The sequence below is a fragment of the Arthrobacter sp. UYEF20 genome, assembly GCF_040546335.1.
GTDB lineage: Bacteria > Actinomycetota > Actinomycetes > Actinomycetales > Micrococcaceae > Arthrobacter.
Genome location: NZ_JBEPNP010000029.1, coordinates 1 through 25900, shown reverse-complemented (window position 1 = coordinate 25900; position 25900 = coordinate 1). Strand labels below are relative to the sequence as shown.

20 protein-coding genes, 1 tRNA gene and 1 rRNA gene are annotated in these 25900 nt (G+C 66.5%); 12 read left to right on the top strand and 10 right to left on the bottom strand.

The window, feature by feature from the left end:
* Positions 1-49 precede the first annotated feature (49 nt).
* From ABIB26_RS21350 to ABIB26_RS21340, 3 genes are read left to right on the top strand one after another with little or no spacing between them, the layout of a single operon-like run.
* Complete coding sequence (locus tag ABIB26_RS21350) at positions 50-1084, top strand: nitrilase-related carbon-nitrogen hydrolase (protein WP_354247885.1); 1035 nt, start codon at positions 50-52, stop codon at positions 1082-1084.
* A complete protein-coding gene (locus ABIB26_RS21345) occupies positions 1081-2106 on the top strand; it encodes an agmatine deiminase family protein (protein WP_354247884.1) in 1026 nt (341 codons plus the stop codon). The genes ABIB26_RS21350 and ABIB26_RS21345 overlap by 4 nt, the downstream gene beginning before the upstream one ends.
* Positions 2107-2117: 11 nt before the next feature.
* Entirely contained in the window at positions 2118-3680 is a 1563-nt protein-coding gene (locus ABIB26_RS21340; RefSeq protein WP_354247882.1) for an APC family permease, read from the top strand.
* Between the two features lie 91 nt (positions 3681-3771).
* Here ABIB26_RS21340 and ABIB26_RS21335 read toward each other — a convergent pair whose 3' ends face one another.
* The 4 genes from ABIB26_RS21335 to ABIB26_RS21320 form a co-directional block, all read right to left on the bottom strand.
* A complete protein-coding gene (locus ABIB26_RS21335; protein ID WP_354247879.1) occupies positions 3772-4728 on the bottom strand; it encodes a carbohydrate kinase family protein in 957 nt (318 codons plus the stop codon).
* A 127-nt stretch (positions 4729-4855) separates the two neighbouring features.
* Positions 4856-5650, bottom strand: coding sequence for an ATP-binding cassette domain-containing protein (locus tag ABIB26_RS21330; RefSeq protein WP_354247877.1), 795 nt, complete (start codon positions 5648-5650; stop codon positions 4856-4858).
* Positions 5647-6693: an ABC transporter permease gene (locus ABIB26_RS21325; protein WP_354247874.1), complete on the bottom strand. Its 1047-nt coding sequence runs from the start codon at positions 6691-6693 to the stop codon at positions 5647-5649. Before ABIB26_RS21325 ends, ABIB26_RS21330 begins: the two co-directional genes overlap by 4 nt.
* A gap of 105 nt (positions 6694-6798) precedes the next feature.
* On the bottom strand, positions 6799-7917 hold the full coding sequence (locus ABIB26_RS21320) for a substrate-binding domain-containing protein (protein ID WP_354247872.1): 1119 nt from the start codon (positions 7915-7917) through the stop codon (positions 6799-6801).
* A 167-nt stretch (positions 7918-8084) separates the two neighbouring features.
* Here ABIB26_RS21320 and ABIB26_RS21315 point away from each other — a divergent pair, with 167 nt between their 5' ends.
* Both ABIB26_RS21315 and ABIB26_RS21310 read left to right on the top strand, forming a co-directional pair.
* The gene (locus ABIB26_RS21315) at positions 8085-9083 is read left to right on the top strand and encodes a LacI family DNA-binding transcriptional regulator (protein ID WP_354247947.1); all 999 of its coding nucleotides are present in this window, start codon (positions 8085-8087) and stop codon (positions 9081-9083) included.
* A 46-nt stretch (positions 9084-9129) separates the two neighbouring features.
* On the top strand, positions 9130-9423 hold the full coding sequence (locus ABIB26_RS21310) for a putative quinol monooxygenase (RefSeq protein ID WP_354247869.1): 294 nt from the start codon (positions 9130-9132) through the stop codon (positions 9421-9423).
* A gap of 130 nt (positions 9424-9553) precedes the next feature.
* Here ABIB26_RS21310 and ABIB26_RS21305 read toward each other — a convergent pair whose 3' ends face one another.
* On the bottom strand, positions 9554-13090 hold the full coding sequence (locus ABIB26_RS21305) for an ASH domain-containing protein (protein ID WP_354247866.1): 3537 nt from the start codon (positions 13088-13090) through the stop codon (positions 9554-9556).
* 380 nt (positions 13091-13470) lie between these two features.
* Between ABIB26_RS21305 and ABIB26_RS21300 the strand changes: the two genes are divergently transcribed.
* Positions 13471-14850 carry a hypothetical protein gene (locus ABIB26_RS21300; RefSeq protein ID WP_354247864.1) on the top strand — a complete coding sequence of 460 codons (1380 nt, stop codon included), beginning with the start codon at positions 13471-13473 and terminating at the stop codon, positions 14848-14850.
* Between the two features lie 103 nt (positions 14851-14953).
* Here the strand turns inward: ABIB26_RS21300 and ABIB26_RS21295 are convergent.
* Positions 14954-15027 (bottom strand) — tRNA-Thr (locus ABIB26_RS21295).
* A gap of 208 nt (positions 15028-15235) precedes the next feature.
* Positions 15236-16126, bottom strand: coding sequence for a DsbA family protein (locus ABIB26_RS21290; RefSeq protein WP_354247862.1), 891 nt, complete (start codon positions 16124-16126; stop codon positions 15236-15238).
* Positions 16127-16305: 179 nt separating this feature from the next.
* On the opposite strand from ABIB26_RS21290, the gene ABIB26_RS21285 reads away from it, so the two are divergent.
* The 4 genes from ABIB26_RS21285 (at position 16306) to ABIB26_RS21270 (ending at position 21567) form a co-directional block, all read left to right on the top strand.
* The gene (locus tag ABIB26_RS21285; protein WP_502913728.1) at positions 16306-17826 is read left to right on the top strand and encodes an alpha,alpha-trehalose-phosphate synthase (UDP-forming); all 1521 of its coding nucleotides are present in this window, start codon (positions 16306-16308) and stop codon (positions 17824-17826) included.
* Complete coding sequence (gene otsB, locus ABIB26_RS21280; protein ID WP_354247860.1) at positions 17816-18634, top strand: trehalose-phosphatase; 819 nt, start codon at positions 17816-17818, stop codon at positions 18632-18634. Before ABIB26_RS21285 ends, otsB begins: the two co-directional genes overlap by 11 nt.
* A gap of 228 nt (positions 18635-18862) precedes the next feature.
* On the top strand, positions 18863-19945 hold the full coding sequence (locus ABIB26_RS21275) for an ABC transporter ATP-binding protein (protein ID WP_354247857.1): 1083 nt from the start codon (positions 18863-18865) through the stop codon (positions 19943-19945).
* A 203-nt stretch (positions 19946-20148) separates the two neighbouring features.
* Positions 20149-21567 (top strand): DUF4032 domain-containing protein, encoded by a 1419-nt coding sequence (locus tag ABIB26_RS21270; RefSeq protein ID WP_354247941.1) that lies wholly within the window; start codon positions 20149-20151, stop codon positions 21565-21567.
* 49 nt (positions 21568-21616) lie between these two features.
* Here ABIB26_RS21270 and ABIB26_RS21265 read toward each other — a convergent pair whose 3' ends face one another.
* Entirely contained in the window at positions 21617-22984 is a 1368-nt protein-coding gene (locus ABIB26_RS21265; protein ID WP_354247854.1) for an FAD-binding oxidoreductase, read from the bottom strand.
* A 186-nt stretch (positions 22985-23170) separates the two neighbouring features.
* Here ABIB26_RS21265 and ABIB26_RS21260 point away from each other — a divergent pair, with 186 nt between their 5' ends.
* Both ABIB26_RS21260 and ABIB26_RS21255 read left to right on the top strand, forming a co-directional pair.
* Positions 23171-23980: an SDR family NAD(P)-dependent oxidoreductase gene (locus ABIB26_RS21260; protein ID WP_354247851.1), complete on the top strand. Its 810-nt coding sequence runs from the start codon at positions 23171-23173 to the stop codon at positions 23978-23980.
* Positions 23981-24165: 185 nt separating this feature from the next.
* Complete coding sequence (locus ABIB26_RS21255; protein WP_354247848.1) at positions 24166-24789, top strand: dihydrofolate reductase family protein; 624 nt, start codon at positions 24166-24168, stop codon at positions 24787-24789.
* Between the two features lie 21 nt (positions 24790-24810).
* On the opposite strand, the gene ABIB26_RS21250 is transcribed toward ABIB26_RS21255, so the two are convergent.
* On the bottom strand, positions 24811-25311 hold the full coding sequence (locus tag ABIB26_RS21250; RefSeq protein WP_354247845.1) for an SRPBCC domain-containing protein: 501 nt from the start codon (positions 25309-25311) through the stop codon (positions 24811-24813).
* A 320-nt stretch (positions 25312-25631) separates the two neighbouring features.
* Positions 25632-25748, bottom strand: a 5S ribosomal RNA gene (gene rrf, locus ABIB26_RS21245).
* Positions 25749-25900 lie beyond the last annotated feature (152 nt).

Here is a 25900-nt window from a genome sequence, read left to right as displayed (position 1 = left end):
TAAATGAACGTCATTCATTTAGTGACGTCCATCTCACTGGAGTAACCAAATGATCGAAATCACCTGCCTGAATGCGCCGCCTTCGCTGGCCCGGACCGAGCCGTCAACACGCCCGGCACTCCGGGTCGGGCTGGTCCAGCACCGCTGGCACCCGGACATGGCCGCCCTCCGCGCCGAACTCGACGAGGGAATTGAGCGCGCAGCCCGGCTGGGCGCCACCGTCGTCTTCCTCCCGGAGCTCACGCTCTCCCGCTATCCGGCCGCTACGCTTCCCGAAAACGACATCTCGCGGCCCGGAGCGGTGCGTCCGCGCCCCTCGGACACAGCAGAAGATCTGTTGACCGGGCCCACGTTCCGTTTCGCCGCCGAGGCCGCCCGCCGCCACGGGATCTGCATCCACGCCTCGCTCTACCAGCGCTCGGACCACCCCGACGGCACGGACGACGGCCTCGGACTGAACACGGCAATCCTGGTGTCCCCGGCAGGCGAACTGCTGGCCCGCACCCACAAGCTGCACATCCCGGTGACGGCCGGGTACTACGAGGACAAGTTCTTCCGCCAGGGTCCCGCCTCCGACGACGCCTACGAGGTCCATGCCCCGGCCGAACTCGGCGGCGCACGGCTGGGCATGCCCACCTGCTGGGACGAATGGTTCCCGGAACTCGCCCGCCTCTACTCCCTCGGCGGCGCCGAAATCCTGGTCTACCCCACCGCCATCGGTTCCGAGCCGGACCATCCGGACTTTGACACCCAGCCGCTCTGGCAGCAGGTCATCGTCGGCAACGGCATCGCCAACGGCCTCTTCATGGTCGCCCCCAACCGCTGGGGCAACGAGGGGACGCTGAACTTCTACGGCTCGTCCTTCATCTCGGATCCTTATGGCCGGATCCTCGTCCAGGCCCCGCGGGGTGAGTCCGCCGTCCTCGTCGCCGACCTGGACCTGGACCAGCGGCGGGACTGGCTGACGCTCTTTCCGTTCCTGGCCACCCGCCGCCCGGACACCTACGCCCGGCTCACGCATCCCGTGCGCCGGGAAGCGCCGCTCGGCGGCGAGGCACCCGTGTACCTCGAGGTGACCGCATGAGCGCCTGGCACATGCCCGCCGAGACCGCGCCGCAGGAGCGGATCTGGATGGCATTCCCCACCGGCGGATACACCCTCGGCGAGACGGCCGAAGAAGCCCACGCCGCCCGCTCCGTCTGGGCCGCCGTTGCCAACGCCGTCGTCGACTTCGAACCGGTCACGGTCATCGTCAACCCGGACGACGTCGATATTGCCGGACGCTACCTCCGCCCCGGCGTCGAGGTGCTCACCGCGGAACTCAATGACGCCTGGATGCGCGACATCGGCCCCAGCTTCGTGCTGGACGGCAACGGAACCCTTGGCGCCGTGGACTGGGTCTTCAACGGCTGGGGAGCCCAGGAGTGGGCATCGTGGGACAAGGACGCCAAAATCGCCGCAGAGGTGGCCGGCCGCTCCCAGGCTGCCCACATTCCGTCCGCCCTCGTCAACGAGGGCGGCGGCATCCAGGTCGACGGCGAAGGCACCGTGCTGATCACCGAAACCGTCCAGCTGGACCCGGGGCGCAACCCCGGGCTGGTCCGGGAAGACGTTGAAGCCGAACTGGCCCGGACCATCGGCGCCACCCACGCCATCTGGCTCCCGCGCGGCCTGACCCGGGACTCGGAAAAATTCGGCACCCGCGGACACGTGGACATCGTGGCCGCCATCCCGTCCCCGGGCACGCTGCTGGTCCATTCGCAGCAGAACCCCGAGCACCCGGATTTCGAGGTCAGCCGGGACATCATCAGCTTCCTGTCCACCACGCGTGACGCCGCCGGCCGGGAGTGGAACATCATCGAAGTCCCCGCGCCCCTGGCCCTCTCGGATGAGGAGGGGTTCGTTGACTACAGCTACATCAACCACCTGGTGGTCAACGGGGGCGTCATAGCCTGCACCTTCTCCGATCCCAACGACGAGAAGGCGCTCCGCATCCTCGCAGACGCCTACCCCGGCCGGCGGGTTGTGGGCATCGACGCCCGCGAGCTCTTCGCCCGCGGGGGCGGCATTCACTGCATCACCCAACAACAACCTGCTGCCTCCTAGAAAGGCCGGACATGACTCAGACCAGCCGCCAGACTTCCACGCCTGACCGCGCAGCCGTCACCGACGCCGCCGGTTCAGCCCACGGCATCACCGGAAAAGGCCTGAAAGGCGGACAGCTTGGCCTGCTCGCCGTCGTGGTCCTGGGGATCTCGACAATCGCTCCCGCGTACACCCTCACGAGCGCCCTTGGCCCGACCGTCAGCGAAGCCGGGCTGCAGCTGCCGGTGATCTTCCTGATCGGCTTCATCCCGATGATCCTGGTCTCCCTCGCCTACCGGGAACTCAACGCCGACTCCCCGGACAGCGGCACCACCTTCACCTGGGTCACAAAAGCATTCGGCCCCTGGGTGGGCTGGATGGGCGGCTGGGGGCTGCTGGCGGCCAACATCATCGTGCTATCCAACCTGGCCGGTGTGGCGGTGGATTTCTTCTACCTTTTCCTGGCGCAGCTGACCGGCGCTCCGGAGCTGGCCGATCTCGCGGCCAACAAACCCCTGAACGTCCTCACCTGCTTCGTGTTCGTCGCCCTGGCCGTCTGGATTAGTTACCGCGGCCTGCACACCACCAAGTTGGTCCAGTACGGGCTGGTCGGCTTTCAGCTGCTGGTCCTGGCGTTGTTCGTCGTCATGGCCTTCGCCAACTGGTCCACCTCGGAAACGGCCATCCCGTTCAGCTGGGAATGGTTCGACGTCACCAAGATTCAGACCTTCGGCCAGATCGCGGCCGGTATCTCCCTGTCCATCTTCGTGTACTGGGGCTGGGATGTCTGCCTGACGGTCAATGAAGAAACCTCCAACGGCAAAAAGACCGCAGGCATCGCCGGGACCCTGACCGCCGTCGTGGTCCTGGGGATCTATCTCGTCGTCACCATCGCCACCATGATGTTCGCCGGGGTCGGAGACACCGGGATCGGCCTGACCAACGCCGACAACCAGGCGAACATCTTCACGGCACTGGCCTCCCCCATCATGGGGCCGTTCGCCATCCTGATGTCACTCGCGGTGCTCTCGAGCTCGGCGGCCTCGCTGCAGTCAACGTTCACGTCGCCCTCGCGCAGCCTCCTGGCGATGGCCCACTACGGCGCGCTGCCCAAGCCGTTCAGCCACGTCAGCAAGCGCTTTTCCACCCCCGGATTCGCCACCGTGGCAGCCGGCGTGGTCTCGGCAGGCTTCTACGCCGTGATGCACGTGATCAGCGAAAACGTCCTCAACGACACCATTCTGGCGCTCGGCCTGATGATCTGCTTCTACTACGGGCTGACGGCCTTCGCGTGCGTCTGGTATTTCCGCGAAAGCGTCTTCAGCAGCGCCCGCCACTTCTTTCTGCGGCTGCTGTGCCCGTTGCTGGGCGGGGCCGGCTTGTTCGTGGTGTTCCTGCAGACCGCTGTGGACAGCTGGGCGCCCGAGTTTGGCAGCGGATCGGAGTTCCTCGGTGTGGGACTGGTCTTTGTGCTGGGCATCGGCGTCCTGGCGCTTGGCGGGGTGTTCATGATCCTCATGGCGCGGCTCCGGCCAGCCTTCTTCCGCGGCGAGACCATCCGGCAGGACACGCCGGCACTGGTGGTCCCGGAATAGCCTGTCGCCTCCGAGAGCCCATGTTCGGCCTTGCCCCGGGAATCCGGGGCAAGGCCGTGCGGCGTTAAAGGCCGTGCGGCATGCCCTGGCTTCAGGCGTGGGCGTGCGCCGCCGCCTCAGGTGCTTGCAGATGGTGCTCCAGTTCCTCCAGCGTCGGGGGGTTCGCTCCGGGACGGCGTACCGTGATCGCTGCTGCCATGGAGGCTGTCCGGCCCAGCCGATCCAGGACCTCGGGGCCGAGTCCCTCGCCGGCCCGTGTAAGCAGCCCGAGAATCAGCGCCGCCATGTAGGAGTCGCCGGCTCCGATGGTGTCCGCGACCTGGGATTTCACCGACGGGACGCTCAGCTCTGCTGCGGCGGTGGCCAGGAGGGACCCTTCCGGGCCCCGGGTGATGACGGCCAGACCGGCGCCCAGGCGAAGGATATGCCTGGCGGTGTCTTCAAGGGTCTTCCCGGGGTAGAGCCACAGGGCGTCCTCGTCGCTGAGTTTGACGACGTCGGTGAGCGGAACGAGGTCCTCGAAGACGCCTTGGGCCTGCGCATGGCTGCCAAGCAGGGCGGGCCTGATGTTGGGGTCGTAGGTGACCAGGCAGGAGCGGTGGGATTGTTCCAGAAGTGATTTGACGGTGCCGGCTCCCGGCGCGAGGAAGGTGGCGATTGACCCCGTGTGGAGCACCCGAGGGAGGTGGGCGGGGGCGACGGGAGGCAGTTTCCAGTCAATGTCGAATTCGTAGCTGGCGGAGCCGTCCGCGGCGAGGGTCGCCGTGGCTGACGCAGTGCGGGCCAGGGAACGGGAACCCGGCAGGAGCACCACTCCCCCGGCGCGCAGGTGTGCCTCGATCTCGCCGCCGCGTTCGTCGTCGCCAATGGCTGTCAGCAGTCCGGTGCTCACGCCGAGCCGTCCGAGGCCGTAGGCGACGTTGGCCGGTGATCCGCCGGGGTGTTCACTGGTGCCGTCGGCCGAGGTGACGATGTCGATGAGGGCTTCGCCTACGACGATGGCGTCGAAGATATTCCGTGCGGAACTCGCGGGCTCGGTGTTTTTCATGTCCTGTCTTTCTTGGCATTTCTGTGGTTTCGCCGGTCCCAACAGCAGATGGGTCCGTCCGCGGACCGGCTGACAGGTCCGCGGACGGAGAGGGTTGGCGATCCAAGCAAACGGGTGCAGCCGGACTCTAGGCCGTGGCGGCGCCCGTCATGATGGCGACGGCGTCGGTCATGGTGTGGGACTGCGGAGTGATGGTGGCCGCGCACTTGCCCAGACGCTGGATGTGGATCCTGTCCGCCACGTCGAAGACGTGGGGCATGTTGTGGCTGATCAGGATCACGGGCAGGCCGCGGTCCCTGAGGTCGCGGACCAGCTGCAGAACCTGGTTGGATTCGCGCACCCCCAGGGCCGCGGTGGGTTCGTCGAGCACCACCACTTTTGATCCGAAGGCTGCGGCGCGGGCAACGGCGACGGCCTGGCGCTGGCCCCCGGACAGGTTCTCCACCGGGACGGTGACGTCCTGCAGGGTGGAAATGCCCAGACGTGCCAGCTCTTCCTCGGCCTTTTTCCGCATGCCCTTGGTGTCGAGGACGCGGAAGAGCTTGCCGAGCGGACCCGGCAGCCGTTCTTCCCGGCCCAGGAACAGGTTGGATGCGACATCGAGGGCCGGTGATACGGCCAAGTTCTGGTAAACGGTTTCGATCCCGTGGATGCGGGCATCCTGGGGTCGCTTGAAGTGGACGGGTTGACCGGAGACGGTCAGCTCTCCGGAGTCCGGGATTTCCGCGCCCGTGAGGCATTTGATCAGGGTGGACTTTCCTGCCCCGTTGTCACCGATGATGGCAAGCACTTCGCCCGGGTAGAGGTCCAGGCTGACGCCGTCCAGGCCGACGACGCGCCCGAAGGTCTTGACGAGGTTCCGTGCCTGCAGGATCGGCTGCCGTGTTCCGGGCGTGGCGGAGGAGATGTCTGTGGCGGTCATGACTTGACCTTTCGGATCCACTGGTCGATGGACACAGCGAGAATGATGAGAATGCCCACTGCGAGGGTCTGGTACAGGATGTCCAGGCCGGCGAGGGAGAGACCGTTGCGGAAAACGCCGACGATCAGCGCGCCGAGCAGGGTGCCCCAGACGGAGCCGCGGCCGCCGAAGAGGCTGGTGCCGCCGATCACGACGGCGGTGATGGAGTCCAGGTTCAGGTCCATGCCGGCGTTGGGGCTGGCGGCGTTGGTGCGCCCGATCTGGATCCAGGCGCCGACGGCCAGGACGGCTCCGGCGGCCAGATACACGCTCATCAGGACTTTGTTGACCGCGATTCCGGCGAGGCGGGCTGCTTCTTTATCGTCGCCGACTGCGTAGACGTGGCGTCCCCAGGCGGTCTTGCCCAGGATGAACGCGACCGCGATGTAGACGAGCAGCATCAGTACGACGCCGATGGAGATCCGGACCGGGCCGACCGGGAACGTGGTTCCGGTCCAGGTGAGCAGCCCCGGCATGCTCGAGCCGCGGACAGTGGCGCCGTTGGAGTACAGGAGCGTCAGGGCGACGAAGATGTTCAGTGTGCCGAGGGTGACGATGAACGGGGGAAGCCTGAGCCGGGTGACGAGGAATCCGTTCAGTGCCCCTGCGGCGAGCCCGACAACGAGCCCTGCCAGCAGTGCGAGCGGGGCGGGGACGCCGTTGCTCACGGCGAGCTGTGCGACCACTATGGAGGACAGAATCATCACGGCGCCGACGGAAAGGTCGATCCCAGCGGTGAGGATGATGAGGGTCTGTGCGATAGCCAGGGTTCCGACGACGGCGACCTGCTGGGTGATCAGTGAGAGGTTTTCGACGCGCAGGAATCTGTCGTTGAGCAGTCCGAACACGATCACGGCGACCAGCAGGACGATGGCCGGGCTGACCGCCGGGTAGCGGTGGAGGACGTTGCGGATGCGGCTGAGGGGCGTCTGGCGGTCGAGGAATTCCTCGGCCAGATCCGGATGCCGGGTACCGGGCGGACCGGCCATTTGTTGCTGGGTCACGATTGCTCCTGAACTTCCATGTTCGGTTGCTTTTTGCGTTTGCTAAGGGGAGGGTGCCGGGGCGGGCGTGCCACGCGCCGCCCCGGCGCCAGTAGGCGGTGCGGGTTACTTGCCCCAGCAGATCTTCGATGCATCCGCGGTGCCGATGCTCTTGACACCGCTGGCGGCCTTATCCGTGACGAGCTCGACGCCGGTGTTATAGAAGTCCAGGCCTTCGGAGTTGGCTGGCTTCTTGCCTGTCTTCGCGAGTTCGACGATCGCCTTCACTCCCAGCTCGGCCATCTTGACCGGGTACTGCTGCGCAGTTGCGCCGATGATGCCGGACTTGACGCTGTTGACGCCGGCGCAGCCGCCGTCAACAGAGACGACCAGGACATCTTTTTCCTTGCCGGCGGACTTCAGGGCCTCGAAGGCCCCTGCCGCTGCGGGTTCGTTGATCGTGTAAACGACGTTCACGGCCGGGTTCTTGGAGAGCAGAGTCTCCATGGCCGTGCGGCCGCCGTCTTCGGCACCCTGCGTGGCCTGGCTGCCGACGATCTCGTAGTCGCCGCCCTTGCCGCCGGTGTACTTTCCGGTCTTGGCCTCGTCGCCGTTCTTCTTCTTGTCTGCCGTGTCGATGCCCAGGCCTGTCAGGAATCCCTGGTCACGGTTGTAGTCGACGGATACGACCTTGTCATCGAAGAGGTCAAGCAGGGCGATGGTGGCTTTCTTCCCGTCCAGCTGTGCCGCGGTCCACTTCCCGATCAGTTCGCCGGCGGCGAAGTTATCCGTGGCGAAGGTGATGTCCGCGGCGTCGGCCGGGTCCGGAGGGGTGTCCAGCGCGATGACGAACAGCCCGGCATCCTTGGCCTTCTTCAGTGCATCAACTACGGAGGGGCCATTGGGGGTGATCAAGATGCCCTTGTCGCCCTTGGAGATGGCGTTCTCGATCGCCTGGATCTGGGTGTCCTCGTCGCCATCGGCCTTGCCGGCGGCCAGCTTCAGATCCACTCCGTCCGCTTCCGCGGCCTTCTTGGCACCGTCCTGCATCGACACGAAGAACGGGTTCGTGGTGGTCTTGACGATCAGCGAAACACCGACCTTCTCCGCGGCGGCAGCGGTTCCGGTCGCGGCCGGGGCGGAAGTTCCGCCGCAGGCAGTCAGGCCCAGCCCGGCAAGGGTCAGGACCGCGCCGGCGGCGAGGAGACGAGTAGCCTTGGACCGGGGGGTTTTGGAACTCAACATTGAATCTCCTGTTTTCGGGCGGCACACTCTGTGCCTGACAACGATGTCAGGTAGCATGTAATCAGGATCACACAGCCGAGTCAAGCAGTGGATCAGGCTAAAGGAGAAGTTCTTTGACAACGATGTCGAATCGTTACCGGGCCGAACCCGCTAACAACCGCCCCACCATGCGGGACGTGGCCGCCCTGGCCGGGGTAGGGACCAAGACCGTTTCCCGGGTAATGAACGACGAGGCGGGCGTCACAGAGGCCACCCGGCTCCGCGTCCTGAAGGCGACCAAGCAGTTGAACTACCAACTGGACATAGCGGCAGGCAGCCTGAGGCGCACCGGACGCAGGACGCTGTCCATCGGCCTGCTGCTGCCCAGCGTGGCCAACCCCTTCAGCGGGGAAATCCACCGGGCCATTGAAGACGCCCTGGCTGCCCGCGGGATAGCGGTGTTCGCGGCCAGCCTCGATGACGATCCCGAGCGGGAGAAGACCCTCGTTGCTGCGTTTCTTCGACGCCGCGTCGACGGCCTGGTCCTGACGCCCATCGCCAAGAGCCAGGCCTACGTCATTCCGGAGCATTCGAGGGATCTGCCCATGGTTTTCATCGACCGTGAACCTGTGGGCATCGAAGCGGACGCCGTCGTCACTGACAACGCCGCCGGCGCGGCCAAGGCGGCCGCGCATCTGATCAGCCACGGCCACCGGAAACTCGCCTACCTTGGGGACCGTACCGATATCCAGACGGCCCGGGAACGCCGGAGGGGATTCACGGAAGAACTCGGCCGGGCAGGCATCGTCAGCTCCACCATTCCCGTCCTCGAGGGCCTGCATGATGAGGAATCGGCCTGCCGCGCGGCACACGCGCTGCTCGGCTCCGATGATCCCCCCACGGCGATCTTTTCCAGCCAGAACCTCGTCACCTTCGGTGCCATGCGCGCGCTGAAAGATCTAGGGCTGAGCAAGCGCACGGCGCTGCTCGGCTTCGACGACTTCTCCCTGGCCGACATGATGGATCCAGGCATCACCGTGATCGCCCAGCACCCGGAGCGCATCGGCAAACTTGCTGCCGAGCGGCTGCTGGCCAGGATCGACGGCGACCACGTCCAGCCCCGGACCTACGTTGTCCCCACCGAACTGATACCCCGGGGCTCCGGCGAGCTCCGGCCGCCAAACTGAAGCCGCCACCCGACTGCGGACAAACCCTACAGATCAAGGACACACCATGACCAGAACGTTGTACGCGGAATTCACCGTCAAATCAGGCAGCGAAGCCAGAGTCGCCGACATGATGCGCGAGCTTACCGAAAACGTCCGCCGCGAACCCGGCAATGTCCTGTTCCTGCCGTGCACGCGCGAGACGGATCCGCGGCAGTATTTTGTCTTCGAGGTCTACCGGGACGAGGCGGCGTTCCAGGAGCACATCGGCGCGGAGTACGGCCGTACGTTCAACGCAGAACTTGCCCGCCACATCGAAGGCGACGGCTCGGACCTGACCTGGCTCCTGCCGGTGGACTGAAACCGGCCGCGCGCAGGCCGCCGCGGCCTCTTGCGCCTGCTACGGCGGCCACTTTCACCCGGACAACCCGAGGCTACTTGGCGGCGCTTCCCACATTCTCTCGACGGCAGATCCGGGGACGGCGGAGGCGCTATCCGCTGACCACGCCTGTCCGCGAGTCAAGGACCAGCCGGCCGCCGCGGAAATCCGATGCCCGGCCAAAGGGAACCGAGTACTCGTCGGTGACGGGGTAGCCAAGCCGGCCGGTTTCCCAGCCCAGGGAGGCCCACTTGGCCCGGATCAGCCCCTGGACCGAGTGCGCCCCCGTCGCCGGCGACCAGTAGATCGAGGCCCCGCCCGAACCGTCGAAGTGGTTGTACCGCCCCACCCCATCCGGCGAGTTCTTCTGATCCGTGGTCGGATAGCCCAGCGGGCCGGTTTCCCAGCCCTGGGAGGCCCACTTGGCCCGGATCGGCCCCTGGACCGAGTGCGCCCCGGTCGACGGAGTCCAGTAGATCGAGGCCCCGCCCGAACCGTTGAAGTGGTTGTACCGCCCCACCCCATCCGGCGAGTTCTTCTGATCCGTGGCGGGGTAGCCCAGCGGGCCGGTTTCCCAGCCCTGGGAGGCCCACTTGGCCCGGATCAGCCCCTGGACCGAGTGCGCCCCGGTCGCCGGCGACCAGTAGATCGAGGCCCCGCCCAAACCGTTGAAGTGGTTGTACCGCCCCACCCCATCCGGCGAGTTCTTCTGATTGGTGGTCGGATAGCCCAGCGGGCCCGCCTCCCAGCCCTGGGAGGCCCACTTGGCCCGGATCGCACCGTAGACCGTGTGCGCTCCCGTCGCCGGCGACCAGTAGATCGAGGCCCCGCCCGAGCCGTTGAAGTGGTTGTAGGCCCCCAATTTATCCGGGGTGCCCTTCTCGTCGGTGGTGGGGAAGCCGAGGATGCCGGCGGCGCCGCCCGCGGCCTTGTAGATTGGGTAGATTCCTCCGTGGACCTCATGCGCCCCAGTTGCTGCCGACCAGCAGATAACCCCTCGGTCGTAGTCCTGACACTTCCCTCCGGCCACGGGGTACTCCAGAGTCAGCGTGCGCCCGAGGGCAGACCTCGGGTCGCCGGCGCCGGTACGGTTCGCCTTAACCGCAATCGGGTCGTCGATACCTTCTCCGGTGAGCATCACCTTCAGGGCGCCCTGGCCATCGTCGGCGGTGACCAAGTAGTACGTATCCTGCGTCCCCGCCGGCCCGACGACCGCCGGCGTGAAGGTCACGCTCTGGTAGGCGGATTCACCCGCGGGGATCACCAAGCCCTCGGAGATGGGTGTGGCCGTTGAGAAGACCCCCTGGGGCGCCTTCGCCTTGGTGAGCGTCATCGGTATGTTTCCGGTGTTCTTTATCGTGAAGTCCCTGGTGGCCGACATCCCCACCGGGACGACGCCGAAGTCCAGGGAGGGCGGCAGCTCCAGGTGCGCCGTTCCCGAAACGGCGGTCGCGTTGACCGGCACAGTTACCGAACCGAGGTCGCTGGCGACGACCAGCGAGTCGGTCACCGGGTCCGCCGTCGTGGGACTGAAGGTCAAAGACACCGGAACTGATGCGAGCGGTTCGATGGTCTGTCCGACAACCGGGACGGTGCCCGGGTCGACTCCAAGCGCTGCGTTGGCCGGCAAGGTCACGCCGGTGATTTTGACGACGGTTGCGCCGGTGTTGACGATGTTTACGGTCTGCCGGCTGCCCGTCCCGGTGGGCACGTCGGTGAACTGGACCGCGGCCGGAGCCGCGCCCAGACCATCCTTCGTAGCGACGCCGTGGACGCCAAGGAGGACTGTCTCGCCATCGGACGTAGTTACGGTCAGCGTGCCGTCGGCCTGTCCGGGCGCCGTCGGCGAGAAGGTCACCGGGACCGTCATGCTGCCGCCACTCGCCAGCGCCATAGGCAGCGCGACCGTTCCGATCCCGAACGGGGCACCTGCTGTGACGGAACTGACCGTCACCGCCCGGGACGCGGTGATCGTCACAGTGCCAGTCCGGCTGGCGCCCACCTCGGCCGTGCCCAGGTCGGTGTTCGTCGCCCCTACCGCTGCGGTTGTCGGGGCGCCGAAGGAGAGCACGTGCCCCTCGCGGGTCCCGACGTACACCCGACCGCCTTCGGTGGCCACCGAGGAGAACTTGGCGGCTATACCCAGCGGGGCGCTGAACACCTGCTTGAGCTGCCCGGTGCTGTCCGGGAGGGCCCGGTAGGCCCGCAATTCCGCGTTGGCACCGGTCCCTCCGGTGGAATAGACAACCCAGACAAGGGCGGAGGACCCGTCCGTGCCGTTGGAGGTCACCGCCGGGGCACCGGAGCTGAACCCGAAGGTGCCGGCGGACGTCCCGACGGAGGCGAGCTTGACCCCGCCCGTGATGCTCGGTACGAGCTTGTGCGCGCGCAGGTAACCATTGCTCCCGACTGTGTAGATGTACCCGCCGCTGTTCGTCCCGAGGAACGCGGGCCGTCCCCACACCCCGTTGTACGGACCGGCTGAGTCGAGGACGTCATCGGTCCCGCCGGCCCCCTGCGCCATGCCGCCCAGATGGTCCCGGTCCAGCAGGTAGATGCGTCCCTCCTTTCCGACCTGGGCCAGCAGGTGCGGGTGCGCCGCCGTGCCATAGCCGTCCGGGATGGCGATCGGGGCGCCGGAACCAAGGTCGGCGTCGTTCCCGTCCAGCTTTAAGTTGTTGGTGGGACTGAAGAAGTCAGTGGGCTTCAGGTTGCCGTCGCTTCCGACCTGGAGCCGGACCACCGACTCTGCCAGTGTGGCGGGAGGCGTCGTGCCCGGGCCAGGCTTCGGGGAGATGCCGTTCCCGGTGGCCAACAGGATCTGACCGGCACCGTCGGAGACCAGTCCTCCGCCCGACTGCCAGATCCCACCCTCCGCGTTGCTGTTGCCTGACTCGGTGGCCCACATCGTGGTCTGCCGGCCGCTGGTCGACACGCCGACGACGTAGCCGACGAAGGGGACGTAGTCACAGTGGCTGGCAAAGCCCGCGTACACCACCCCGTCCAGGAGCAGCAGCCCGGGCCGTTGCATCGCGGTCATCGCGTTGAACGGACGGGTCGGATCGTTGGTCGGGGCTCCGCCGATCATGACGGGGAACCCGGCCCTCTCCGCGCCTGTGGTCCGATCGAGGGAGTGCATGTACCAGTGCGGGAGCTGCGGGCTCGGTCCGTCATTCGTCTTCGCCATCAGGAAAACGCTGTTCGTCGCCGGGTCGAAGACCGGAGTGGACGTGATTCCGATGTTGGGCGTAAGGTCACCGCAGCTCACGGTCGATGCCGGCCATGCCGGACCGAGGTTGCGGGTCCACTTTTTCGCGCCCGTGGCGCCGTCCAGCCCATAGACATTGTTGTTCTCCGTCGCGGCAATCACGGTGCCGCCGATCACGAGTGGCTGGGCATAGACCTGCCCGTCCACGGCTGTCGAGAACAATCGGCCGAAGTTCGAGGACGCGACCGCCGACGGCGAAAGCGCGGTCTCGTTCTGGTCCCATCCCGTCCGCAGCGAATCGTGGGCGATCGTCCCCACATCCGCCACGGCGGTGCCGCTGACGGACAGCCCGGCAAAAGCGAGCAGCGCCGACAGAAGGGCGGCCCACCCGCGTCGCGCGAAGCGCCAGTAGAACAGCTTTGCGGCCGGGGCATTGGTCAACGCCCGCGGTTTTGGTTGTCCACGCATCTTGGAGCCCCGTTTCTGACCGTCATTGGACTGACAGTTGCGAGGAGCCTAGGCGTGGAATAACAGCCGCACAGGAGTGGGTCCTACCCGACTTCTGGCGGCGAACTCTCAATTTTCAGCCGACGCTACTTGTCCGGTGGGTGCCCGGATCCGAGTGACTACTTGTTTGCTCGAGCGGGACATTCGACGGCGGGGCCCCTGTCCGCTGGGCGGCGCGTGCATACGGCTTCCGCCCCCGGCGAAACTACCAAGATGCGTTTTGGAACGACTCCACGTGCTAGATTCACGCTGTCTGCATTTCTGCGGGCTCTAGCGCAGCCCGTTCCGGGCGCCGCAATTTGGGGGATATTTTCATGCTGCTATTCGATCGCGTCCGGCCTCTGTCGATTCGATTATTCCTCGTGGTGGTCCTGATGCTTTCCCTGGCCCCGCTTGCCCCGGCATCCGCGGCGGCCGACACGACGACAGCAGTACGTGAAATGTCCGCAGCGCCGTTGAAGCCGGCCCCGGTGCCGACGATCACCGGAACCGCCAAGGTCGGCTACACCCTGACCGCAGTCCCGGGCACGTGGGGTCCGGCACCCGTGACCCTGAAGTATCAGTGGAAGGCCAACGGCGTCGTCGTCATCGGCGCGACCGCCGCCACCTACAAACTGGCCGCTGCCCAGGCCGGCAAGACCCTCACCGTCACAGTCACCGGAACCAAGACCGGCTACACCACCGCCGCGAGGACCTCGGCCCCCACCGCCGCCACCGCCGCCGGCTCGCTCGGGCCGGTTCCCGTGCCGACGATCACCGGCAAAACGACGGCCGGCTACACCCTGACCGCAGTCCCGGGCTCCTGGGGACCGGCACCCGTCACCCTGAAGTATCAGTGGAAGGCCAACGGCGTCGTCATCGCCGGCGCGACCGCCGCCACCTACAAACTAGCCACTGCCCAGGCCGGCAAGGCCCTCACCGTCACAGTCACCGGAACCAAGACCGGCTACACCTCCGCCGCGAAGACTTCGGCCGGGACAGCAGCAGTCAAGCCCGCGGGACCCGGCGTCGACGTGTCCTGGCCGCAATGCGGCAAGCCCCTGCCCAAGGGCCAGAGCTTCGCGATCATCGGCGTGAACAACAGCCTGGCGAACAACACCAACCCGTGCCTGGCCACGCAGCTGTCCTGGGCCGCCACGTCCACCGGCGGGACCGGCCAGCCCCTCGTGGCGCTGTACGTCAATACCGGAAACCCCGGTACCGCCGGCTCGTGGTGGCCCACCAGCAACATCTATGCCGGGAAGACCGTGGCCAACCCGTACGGCACTTGCACGAAGGGATCCGTCGGCACGGCCTGCTCCTATATGTACGGCTACGCCAAGGCCTATGACGACGCCAACATCCGCGGGGTCAAGAACCCGGCCTCCTACATCTGGTGGCTGGACGTCGAGACCGAAAACTCCTGGTCCAAGAACAAGGCAGCCAACAGGGCCGACCTGGAGGGCATGGCCGCCTACTTTGCCAGCATCGGTGCCAAGACAGGGCTTTACTCGACCGGCTACCAGTGGGCAGAGATCGTCGGCTCCGTGCCCTCGACCAGCAACCTTTACGCGCAGCGGAGCTGGCTCGCCGGCGCGAGTTCGCTGTCAAACGCCAGCAGCATGTGCTCGGCAGCGCCGCTGACAGGCGGCGGGAAAGTCACCATGACCCAGTACATCTCGGGCGGGTTCGACTACAACAAGTCCTGCATCTGAGGCCTAAGTGTTGAGGCCTCAGCCCCGGCGCGTCGCGCCCCCGTTTTCGGGCATAAAAAACTCCTCCGTTCCGGGAAAATTTCCGGAACGGAGGAGTTCGTAGGGCCCCCTGTCGGATTCGAACCGACGACCCCCGCTTTACAAGAGCGGTGCTCTGGCCAACTGAGCTAAGGAGGCATTCCTTCGTGCCGGGCCGAACCGGACCCCGCAGGCGCCCGGCGCCACGGCGCTAGATAAGGTTAGCCCACGGACCCCCGGTGGTAAAAACCACGGTTGAAACGCGTCCAGGCACGCCGCCGGAACCGGCTGCCGGGACAAAAACACTCGGCCCGTTCCCGGACGAATCCGGGAACGGGCCGACTGTTGTTGCCGTCAGGTGCTGCTGTTACTTCTTGGCGTCGATTGCTGCCGTCAGGAACTGCTCGAACGGGATCTGGGCGCTGTCGCCCTTGCCCCACTGCTTGCCTTCAACGAAGACGCTGGGCGTGCCCGAGACACCGATGGCCGAGGCTTCCGCGGTGGTGTACTTGACGTACGGGCGGTAGGTCTTGTCGTCCACGCACGTGTCGATGCTCTTGGCCCCGACGTCGGTGGCCATCTTCTTCAGCTCCGCATCGGACAGGCCTGCCCCGCCCTCGGCGGGCTGCTTGCCGAAGAGCGTGTTGACGAAGTCCGCGTACGTCTCCGGCGACTCGTTCACCACGCAGGCGGCCGCGTTGGCCGCGCGCGAGGAGTAGTTGGTGGTGGACCGGGTGTCCAGGAAGCCGAGCGGCCGGTACTCCACCGTGATTTTGCCTTCGTTGCGCAGGCTGGTCAGGGACTCGTTGTACTGCGCTTCGAAGCTCTTGCACACGGGGCAGATGAAGTCGACGTAGAGGACCACCTTGACCGGCTTGGCCGCCTCAGGCTCGGCGCCGGGCGCGGTGACCACTGCCGGCGGAGTGGCCGGCGCTGGAGGAATATCGGCGAGCTTGACGGTTGCCGGTTCCGTTTTCAAGACCTCGGTATTCGCCAGCAGGGTGACGCCACCGTTGATGTTGCCGTTGGCCGGGGTGGGGCCCTCGTCCGCCACCGGGGCGTTGTTCTTGATGTTGGAGGTGACCACCAGTGCCACAATCACGATGATGGCCACGACGGCGGCAACAATCCCCCAGCCGATCAGCAGCTTGTTCCGCTTATCCTTCTTCAGCTGCGCCTCGCGGATTTCACGGGCTTTCTCGCGGGCCACGGCAGTTCGCTCTGCTTTGGACTGACGGGGTTCGTTTGCGGGGCTCATTGGTTCCTCGGGTCGATCGGCCTGGAATGGTCCACTGGGTGTCAATTTCATCATTTTAGGGGAGAAACCCGAGAGCTTGCGCTTTCAGGTTTCCTGCACGCCTCCCAACGGACGAATAGCCCGGAAGATTCCGTGCGGATAGGGTGGGTGAGAGCCACGAGCGACCCCAGGGGGCAGCAATGCAAGCAACGGACCGCGCCGACGGCAAGAAAATGACAGCCGCGGCGGACGGGACAACCGAAGGCAACGCAAGCAAGGGTGCCGCCGAGTCTGATGCCCAGTACAGCTTCATGGTGGTCTCCAACCGCCTACCCGTTGACCGCTGTTCCGAGGACGAGCCCGGCTGCGTGGACGGCTGGCGCCGCTCCCCCGGCGGCCTCGTGACCGCGCTGGCACCGATGATGACCAGGACCGACGGCGCCTGGGTGGGCTGGCACGGTGCACCGGACGAGACGGTGAAGCCGTTCAGCCACGGCGGCATCGACCTGGTACCGGTCCAGTTGAGCACCACGGACATCGAGCATTTCTATGAGGGCTTCTCGAACGCCACGCTCTGGCCGCTGTATCACGATGTGATCGCCCCGCCGTCGTTCCACCGGACCTGGTGGGACTCGTACCGGAGGGTGAACAAGAGGTTCGCCGACGCCGTCGTCCAGCACGCGGAGCATGGCGCCACCGTCTGGGTGCAGGACTACCAGCTCCAGCTGGTCCCCAAGATGCTCCGGGAGGCGAGGCCGGACCTGAAGATCGGTTTCTTCAACCACATCCCCTTCCCGCCGCCGGAGATTTTCGCGCAGCTGCCGTGGCGTCGGGCCATTATCGATGGCCTGCTGGGCGCGGACCTTGTGGGCTTCCAGCGCAGCAGCGACGCCGCAAACTTCATGCGCTCCGCCCGCCGCTTCCTCGGCGCCAGCGTCAAGCAGCAGCAGGTCCACGTCAGGGGCGGGGACGGAAAGACCACCCATATAGCCCGTGCCCAGGCGTTCCCCATCTCCATCGACGTCCAGCAGATCGTCGAGCTGGCACGCAAGCCCGAGATCATCGAGCGCGCACGCCAGATCCGCCGGGACCTCGGCAACCCCAAGACCATCCTGCTCGGCGTCGACCGCCTCGACTACACCAAGGGCATCCAGCACCGGCTCAAGGCCTACGAGGAACTCCTGGCTGACGGCAAGGTCACGGTGGAGGACGCCAGCCTGATCCAGGTGGCCAGCCCCAGCCGGGAACGCGTGGAGCAGTACCGCCTGCTCCGCGAGGAGATCGAGGGCACCGTGGGTCACATCAACGGCACCTACGACACCCTGCAGAACACGGCAGTGCGGTACCTGCACCACAGCTACCCCATCGAGGAAATGGTCTCCCTCTACCTCGCGGCGGACGTCATGCTGGTCACCGCCCTGCGCGACGGCATGAACCTCGTGGCCAAGGAATACGTCACGGCACGCACCAACAACGACGGCGCGCTGGTGCTCAGTGAGTTTGCCGGCGCCGCGGACCAGCTCAAGCAGGCGCTGCTGATGAACCCGCACGACATCGACGGCCTCAAGGACACCATCATGAAGGCCGTGAACATGCAGCCGGCCGAAGCCGGGCGCCGGATGCGGGCGATGCGCAAGCAGATCCTGCACCACGACGTCGACCTGTGGTCTTCCGATTTCCTCAGCGCCCTCAGAGAGAAGGTAATCCGCGATGACTCCTGAGACCACGGGCAAAACGCCGCTCTCGCTTTCCCCCGAGCTGCTCGAGTCCGTGCGCCGCGTCGCGGCCACGGACCACCTCCTGGTCGCCATGGACTTCGACGGCACCATGGCCCCCCTCGTTGACCATGCCGCGGACTCCCGGGCGCTCCCCCGCTCCGCGGCGGCCTTCGCCGCGCTGACCGAACTCCCGCGGACCACGACGGCGCTCATCTCGGGACGGGCGCTGGACAGCCTGCGGGCAGTCGCTTCCCCGCCGGAGAAGACCCTGCTGATCGGCAGCCACGGGGCGGAAGTCTGGATGGGTCCGGGTTCCTCCCGGCTCGTGCTCGACGACGCCCAACGCGAGTTGCTCGCCGAGGTCCGCCGGGTTCTCGCGGAAATCGTCGAGGAGGCTCCGGGCACTCTGTTGGAGGACAAGCCGGCCGGCGTCGTGCTGCACACGAGGCTTGCCGACGACGACGTCGCGGAGGACGCCGTGGCGGCAGCCCGCGCCGTCCTCCAGGACCGGCCCGGCGTCTTTCTGAAAGCCGGCAACCGCGTGCTGGAAACCTCCGTGGTCCATGCCTCCAAGGGCGAGGGGATCGCGTTCCTGCGGCAGGCGACCGGCGCTTCGGCGGTAGTCTTCGCCGGCGACGACACCACGGACGAGGACGCCCTGGGCCGCCTGGTCCAGGGGGACCTTGGCGTGAAAGTCGGCCTGGATTTCACCCAGGCGCAGTTCCGTGTCGGGGCCCCGGTCCATGTCGCCGAACTGCTGGAGGCGCTCCTGCGGGAACGCAAGCGGGTGGCCGGCCCCGACGTCACGTAAGCGGGATCACGTGTGACATTCGTAACTTTTTAGCCCTATTGCTGAAAGTCTGACATACTCTGTTTGTGATGTGGCGCACAGATACCGTGCGGCGTCATTGGGTACTCCTCGGCTTCGGCCGGGGAGTATGCGCACGTTTGATGCTTACAACTGGATTAACAACTGCATAACAAGGCCATTCACTACGGATCGTCCGGCACGTACCTGCCGGTGAAGGGATTGATAACTGTGGCTACAGTTACTTTTGACAACGCAACACGTCTGTACCCGGGCACGGATAAGCCCGCTGTTGACAGACTCAACATTGAAATCGCCGATGGCGAATTCCTGGTCCTCGTTGGACCCTCCGGCTGTGGAAAGTCGACCTCCCTGCGCATGCTTGCAGGTCTTGAGGACGTCAATGCCGGCCGAATCCTCATTGGCGACCGCGACGTCACGGATGTTCCGCCGAAGGACCGCGACATCGCCATGGTTTTTCAGAACTACGCCCTGTACCCGCACATGACGGTGGCAGACAACATGGGCTTCGCGCTGAAGATCGCCGGCGTCAGCAAAGAAGAGCGCGCCGAGCGGGTCCGTGAAGCTGCCAAGCTGCTGGACCTGGAGCCGTACCTCGATCGCAAGCCGAAGGCGCTCTCCGGCGGACAGCGCCAGCGTGTTGCCATGGGCCGCGCCATCGTGCGTAACCCGCAGGTCTTCCTCATGGACGAGCCGCTGTCCAACCTTGATGCCAAGCTCCGCGTGCAGACCCGTACGCAGATCGCGTCGCTGACCCGCCGCCTGGGCGTCACCACGGTCTATGTGACCCATGACCAGGTCGAGGCCATGACCATGGGTGACCGCGTCGCCGTGCTGAAGGACGGTCTGCTGATGCAGGTCGACACCCCGCGCAACCTCTACGACAAGCCGACGAACGTGTTCGTCGCCGGCTTCATCGGCTCGCCTGCCATGAACCTGCTGGAGCTCCCGGTGGTCGACGGCGGCGTGCAGTTCGGCGGCACCGTGTACCCGGTTCCCCAGGATGTGCTGCAGGCGACCAAGGGCAAAACCGTCACCCTCGGCTCCCGCCCCGAGGACCTCGAGACCGCGCCGCAGGGTGAAGGCCTCCAGGTCGAGGTGGACGTCGTCGAAGAGCTCGGCGCCGACGCCTACGTCTACGGCCACACCACCCTGGACGGCCAGAGCCACGACATCGTGGCCCGCGTCGACGGCCGCCGCCCCCCGATGAAGGGTGAGTCCATCTGGGTCCGCCCGCAGTCAGGCCACGTGCACCTGTTCGACACCCAGACGGGTCTGCGCCTGGGCGACTAGTCCCCACCGGCTCCCTAACCTCGCTCCGCTTCGGCCAGGGAACCCTGCCGGCGTGGGCCCAGGTAGCACTGCACGGCGGTCCTCCCAACTGGAGGGCCGCCGTCGGGCTTTAACTTCCTTATGCATTTCCAGAGGCGACGCCCGATCGTTAGGGCGGTTGCCCTTAGTACGGAAGAATTGGTTTCATGACCGAGGAAAACCCCATGACCGAGGAAAACGGTGCCCAGTGGCACGACGAGCCCACCGACTACGGTCAGATCGGCAAACTGCCCCGGTTCCAGGCCGCCAGCGCCAACGATGCCAAGGCCGCCGTCGTCTCCAGCTCGTTGAGCATCACGGCCGCTGCCACCGCTCCCGAGCTGCTGGACCTGCCATGGCACATCGCCCTTGAGGACTGGCCGGCCGAGAACCTCGCCGCCCTCCCGCGCGGCATCTCCCGCCACATCGTGCGCTTCGCCCACCTCGGCGGTTCCGTCATCGCCATCAAGGAAACCTCGGAACACATCGCCCGCCACGAGTACCACATGCTCCGGAAACTGGCCCGGCTGGACGTCCCGTGCGTGGAGCCGGTCGCCGTCATCACCGGACGCACCACGCCAGAGGGCCGGCCGCTGAACCCCGTCCTGGTGACGCGGCACCTGAAGTTCTCCATGCCGTACCGTGCGCTCTTTTCCCAGATGCTGCGCAAGGACACCCTGACGCGCCTGATCGACGCCCAGGCCCTCCTGCTGGTCCGGCTCCACCTGATCGGCTTCTACTGGGGCGACGTCTCGCTCTCCAACACGCTGTTCCGCCGCGACGCCGGCGCGTTCGCCGCCTATCTCGTGGACGCCGAGACGGGCGAACTGTACCCGGACCTCTCCACCGGACAGCGCGAGTACGACCTGGAAATCGCCCGGGTCAACATCGCCGGCGAACTCATGGACCTCCTCGACGGCGGCCTGATCGAGGAGAAGGTGGACCCGGTGGCCACCAGCGAACTGATCATGGACAGCTACCGCCGGCTGTGGACGGAGCTGACCGAGAAGGAATCCTTCGAAATCGGCGAACGCTGGCGCGTGGCGGCCCGGATCCGGAAGCTCAACGAGCTGGGGTTCGACGTCGAGGAATACGCGATCAAGACCACCCAGAACGGCTCCACGATCCAGCTCCAGCCGAAGGTGGTGGACGCCGGGCACCATCAGCGCCGGCTGCTGCGCCTGACCGGCCTGGACGCCCAGGAGAACCAGGCCCGCCGGCTCCTGAACGACATGGACTCCTTCCGTGCGGACAACAACCCGGGCATGGACGAGGAATACAGCGCGCACCTCTGGGTCAGCCAGATCTTCGAGCCGATCGTCCGTTCCATTCCCCGCGATCTGTCCGGGAAGCTCGAGCCGGCGGAGGCCGTGCACGAAATCCTGGAGCACCGCTGGTACATGTCTGAGAAGGAGAACCGGCACATCCCGCTGGCCGAAGCCGTGCAGTCCTACATCGACTCCGAGCTCCGCCACCGCCGCGACGAGGCTGCCATCATGCTCAACCCGGACACTGAACTGCTGAAAATCCTCGAGGTGGAAACCGAGGAATCGCGCTACGGCGCCGACGAATCCGTCGAGGAATACCCGGACTCCGACGACTGATCCCCGCCTGACGCCGGCGGTCCTGCCAGGCCGCCCTGGCCCGGCCGGGTTAAATCGCCTTGCCGGGGTTCAGGATGCCGGCCGGGTCGAACAGTTCCTTGATCCGGCGCTGCAGTTCACGCACGGGCTCCTTCTGCTCGAGCCCGAGCCAGCGCAGCTTGTACTGGCCGATCCCGTGCTCCCCCGTGATGGTGCCGCCCATCGCCAGCGCCACGGCGACGGACTTGTCCAGCGCCGCGCCCAGGCGCGCCATAGCATCGGGGTCGACTGCCTGGTCCACCCGGTCCACCCAGAAGGTGGGGTGCAGGTTCCCGTCGCCGGCGTGCGCCACGACCTTGAGCCGGACCCCGTAGGCCGCTGCCATGGCCTCCAGCTCGGCGACGTAGTCCACCAGCCGGGACCGGGGCACGGCGACGTCCTCGCCCACCCGGTATTCGTCGTCGACCTCCACGCCGCGGCTGTTGCGGCGCATTTCCACGAGCTGCTCGGCCTCGGCGTTGGCCTCCAGGGTGACCACAGCCCCGCCCGCAACCAGCAGCGGCCGGATGGCTGCCGCCTCGGCCGCGGCGCCGAAACCGTCGGTCTGGACCAGCAGCAGGGACGCGCCCCGCGCGGCCAGGGCCGACCCATGGGCGTCGTCGAGCTGGGCGAGCGAGCCGCCGTCGAGCAGTTCCATGATGGCCGGCTGCACCCTTGCCTTGCCGACCGCGAGGACGCCCGCCGCGGCGCTGCGGAAGTCCGGGTAGAACGCAGCGATGGTGTGCACTTCACGCGGAAGGTACTTGAGCCGGACCGTGATGCCGACCACGATCCCCAGCGTCCCCTCGGAGCCCACGAAGAGCCCGGTGAGGTCGTAGCCGGCGACGCCTTTGAAGGTCTGGTGGCCGGTGTGGATCAGGGAGCCGTCCGCCATCACGACGTCGAGCGCCAGGACCGAGTCCCGCGTCACCCCGTACTTCGCGCAGCGCAGCCCGCCCGCGTTGGTGGCCACGTTGCCGCCGATGGTGGACATCTTGTAACTGGCCGGGTCCGGGGCAAACATCAGGCCGTGCGCGGCGGCGGCGGCGTTGAGGTCCGCGTTGATGACGCCGGGCTCGACGGCGGCGGTCTCGTCGTCCGGGTTGAGGTCCAGGATGCGGTTCATCCGCTCGAGGCTCAGCACCACGCAGCCCTGGCTGGCGTGGGCGCCGCCGGAGACCCCCGTGCCCGCTCCGCGCGCCACCACCGGGACCCCGCGTGCGGCACAGGCCCGGACGGTGGCCTGGACGTCCGCCACGGATTCGGCGAGGACCACAGCCTGCGGCAGCTGGTAGTCCAGCACCGGGGCCTGGTCCACGGCGTACGCGGCCAGGGTGGCAGCATCCACCATGACCTTCACCGGGCCCAGGGCAGAGGTGAGCTCGTCGATGATGCTCATGTGGTCTCCAGTTCTTCGAATCCAGCTTTCAGTCTAAGGCGCGAAGTCGGGCGCCCCGGGTTGTGGGTCGGTGCCGGGTGTCAGGCCGGGGGTTACGAAGCGAGGGTGCGTGCGCTGCGGGCCCAGGGCGCCAGCTCCGGCCTATCATGGGGATCACGGAACGGAAGGTGAGCGGGGCCGCTGAGCATGACCAACGAACGCGAACGCAATGAAGCGCCGACGGGAAACGTTGCGCTCGTGACCGGCGCGAGCCGAGGGGTCGGCCGGGGCATCGCACTTGGCCTTGTGGCGGCGGGGTTTCGAGTTTACGGCTCGGGCCGCTCGATCGACCAGGCGGACCTGCCGCGGGCGGTACGGCGCCTGCGCTGCGACCATCTCGAAGACGAAGAGACGGCGCGCGTGTTTGAAGCGATCCGCTCCGAGTGCGGCGGCCTCGATCTCCTCGTCAATTGCGCCTGGGGCGGCTACGAGAAGATGGTCGAAGACGGCGCGTTCACGTGGCCTGCGCCGTTTTGGGATCAACCGCCGCATCGCTGGACCGGTATGATGGACGCCGGCGTGCGCGCGGCATTTGTGTGTTCGGCGCACGCGGCGCGCATGATGACGCCGCGGCACCGCGGCTTGATCGTCATCAGCTTCTGGTCGGCGCAGCGTCACCTCGGCAACACGATCTACGGCATCGCAAAAGCGGCGACGGACAAGATGACGTCCGACACGGCCGTAGAGCTGAAACCGTTCGCCATTCCGGTAATCTCGCTCTACCCCGGCCTGGTTCGAACCGAGTCGGTCCTGGCAGCGGCGAAAAGTGGCACGTTCGATCTCTCGACCAGCGAAAGCCCTGAGTTCATCGGCCGCGTGATCAGCGCGCTGTTCCACGATCCGAACCTGATGGCGCGGACCGGCCAGGTGCTTATCGCCGCCGCGGTTGCGAAGGAGTTCGGCGTACTGGACATCGACGGAAGTTCGCCGCCGGCGCTGACACTTGCGGACATCTAGGGCGTGTCTCCTATCCTTCGCCTAATGTTCGGGGGCTGATGTCGTGGCTCGCCTGAGGTGTTGTCGGATGCGCAGCGGGCTCGGGTCGAGCCGTTGATACCGGTTGCTTCGCAGGGGGATCGTGTGGCAGCCTCGAAGTGATCCCGTCGCCGGGGCGCCGACGGGCGACAGAGAAGGAGCACGGCATGGGACTCATCCATATCGACCTGTTCACCACGCTCGACGGCGTCGCGCAGGCGCCCGGCGGGCCGGACGAGGACGCTGACGACGGTTTCGCGTTTGGCGGCTGGCAGGCGCCTCTCCTCGACGAGGCCGTCGGCGAGCAGGTCGACTCCGGGATGGCGGGGATGGACGCGCTGCTGCTTGGGCGCCGGACCTACGACATTTTCGCCGCGTACTGGCCGCACGCGGACGGGGACATCGCGCGGCTGTTCAACCGCCTCCCGAAATACGTGGCCTCGCGCCGGACGCCGGCCCTCGAGTGGGCCGGCTCCACACTGCTCGGCCCTGATGTCGTCGCCGCCGTGCGCGAACTGCGCGACCGGCACGCGAACATCCACGTCATCGGCAGTCTCGACTTCGTGCAGACCCTGTTCGCCGAGCGGCTCTTCGATCGGCTCACTCTCTGGGTCTATCCGATCCTCCTCGGCGGTGGAAAGAAGGTCTTCGCAGACGGGGTGGTTCCGACGAACCTCAGACTCATCGAGCCGGTCGTCGCCTCACCGAGGGGTGCGGTGCTGCAGCGCTACGCGCTCGCCGATGGCACACCCGGCGTCGGCGATATGTCGGCCGGCGGCCGGGAGGGCTAGGGCGTTGAGAGTGTCAGCTCGTCAGTCATCGGCACCGCCCATGAACCGCACGAACTGCTGCAGGACGCCGGGCCAGCCAGCCAGGTAGTCCGCCCGGGTGGCGGCCGGGTCCTCGGCGCCTTCCCAGCCGGTGTGCACCAGGCGGAGCTCGGTGCCGCCTTCGACAGCCCGGAATGCGACGCGCAGCTCCGTAGACCACACGGCGGAGCTTCCCGGATGCCAGCTCGCGTGGAAAGACAGCGGCGGCTGCCAGTCGTCAATCGATCCCCAGATCGCCGTCCTGCCGTCCTCCGCAGTCTCCAGAATCAGGTTCTCTTCGAACTCCACATACGACCCCGCGCCGTAGACACCGTGGTCTTGGAGCGGCCACCAGAGGTGCGTATGCTCGGTGAAACCCACGAAGGCGCGGGCGACGGCACCAGGCACCACCACCGTGAAAACGACGGGCTCCAGACTCTCGGTTGCCTCGGGCTCCGGAGTATCAGACGGGTCGGCAGGAGCGTGGCTGAAGAGGTTATCCATGGGCATTTACTCTACCCGCGCCCACCCAACGCTCCCGCACATTCCGGCCCCTCCCACCCAACGCTCCCGCACATTCCGGCCGCTCCCACCCAACGCTCCCGCAGGAGCGGCAGGGGGCGCCGGCGGCAGGCGGGGTGGGGTCCGGCTGAAAGGCGCCGGATCTGCGGCAGCGTCCGGCTGGAACGCTGCCGGATCTGCGGCAGCGTCCGGACGAAAGGCGCCGGATCTGCGGCAGGGTCCGGATGATAATGGGTTTGGGGGTTAAATGCGGGAGAGCCTCCAGAGAAGTGTCTGGAGGCTCTCGACCGTGTTTAATGGTTGTCCGGCGGTGACCTACTCTCCCACACCCTCCCGGGTGCAGTACCATCGGCGCTGTGGGTCTTAGCTTCCGGGTTCGGAATGGGACCGGGCGTTTCCCCCACGCTATGACCGCCGTAACCCTTGCTCCCGCTCCCCTGGCCGTGGCCTGGGGTGGGAAATCTGGTGTTACAACTGTGGTGTTGTTATTCAGTTGTCGGTTCGCCAAGCAACGGGTTTGTTGTCTGGGAACCACATAGTGGACGCAAGCAGTCTTGTTTCTTTGTACCAC

Coding starts and splice junctions, on each gene's coding strand:
- ABIB26_RS21350 (WP_354247885.1), top strand. CDS start 50: ATGATCGAAATCACCTGCCTGAATGCGCCGCCTTCGCTGGCCCGGACC.
- ABIB26_RS21345 (WP_354247884.1), top strand. CDS start 1,081: ATGAGCGCCTGGCACATGCCCGCCGAGACCGCGCCGCAGGAGCGGATC.
- ABIB26_RS21340 (WP_354247882.1), top strand. CDS start 2,118: ATGACTCAGACCAGCCGCCAGACTTCCACGCCTGACCGCGCAGCCGTC.
- ABIB26_RS21335 (WP_354247879.1), bottom strand. CDS start 4,728: ATGAAAAACACCGAGCCCGCGAGTTCCGCACGGAATATCTTCGACGCC.
- ABIB26_RS21330 (WP_354247877.1), bottom strand. CDS start 5,650: ATGACCGCCACAGACATCTCCTCCGCCACGCCCGGAACACGGCAGCCG.
- ABIB26_RS21320 (WP_354247872.1), bottom strand. CDS start 7,917: ATGTTGAGTTCCAAAACCCCCCGGTCCAAGGCTACTCGTCTCCTCGCC.
- ABIB26_RS21315 (WP_354247947.1), top strand. CDS start 8,085: ATGCGGGACGTGGCCGCCCTGGCCGGGGTAGGGACCAAGACCGTTTCC.
- ABIB26_RS21310 (WP_354247869.1), top strand. CDS start 9,130: ATGACCAGAACGTTGTACGCGGAATTCACCGTCAAATCAGGCAGCGAA.
- ABIB26_RS21300 (WP_354247864.1), top strand. CDS start 13,471: ATGCTGCTATTCGATCGCGTCCGGCCTCTGTCGATTCGATTATTCCTC.
- ABIB26_RS21290 (WP_354247862.1), bottom strand. CDS start 16,126: ATGAGCCCCGCAAACGAACCCCGTCAGTCCAAAGCAGAGCGAACTGCC.
- ABIB26_RS21285 (WP_502913728.1), top strand. CDS start 16,306: ATGCAAGCAACGGACCGCGCCGACGGCAAGAAAATGACAGCCGCGGCG.
- otsB (WP_354247860.1), top strand. CDS start 17,816: ATGACTCCTGAGACCACGGGCAAAACGCCGCTCTCGCTTTCCCCCGAG.
- ABIB26_RS21270 (WP_354247941.1), top strand. CDS start 20,149: ATGACCGAGGAAAACGGTGCCCAGTGGCACGACGAGCCCACCGACTAC.
- ABIB26_RS21265 (WP_354247854.1), bottom strand. CDS start 22,984: ATGAGCATCATCGACGAGCTCACCTCTGCCCTGGGCCCGGTGAAGGTC.
- ABIB26_RS21260 (WP_354247851.1), top strand. CDS start 23,171: ATGACCAACGAACGCGAACGCAATGAAGCGCCGACGGGAAACGTTGCG.
- ABIB26_RS21255 (WP_354247848.1), top strand. CDS start 24,166: ATGGGACTCATCCATATCGACCTGTTCACCACGCTCGACGGCGTCGCG.
- ABIB26_RS21250 (WP_354247845.1), bottom strand. CDS start 25,311: ATGGATAACCTCTTCAGCCACGCTCCTGCCGACCCGTCTGATACTCCG.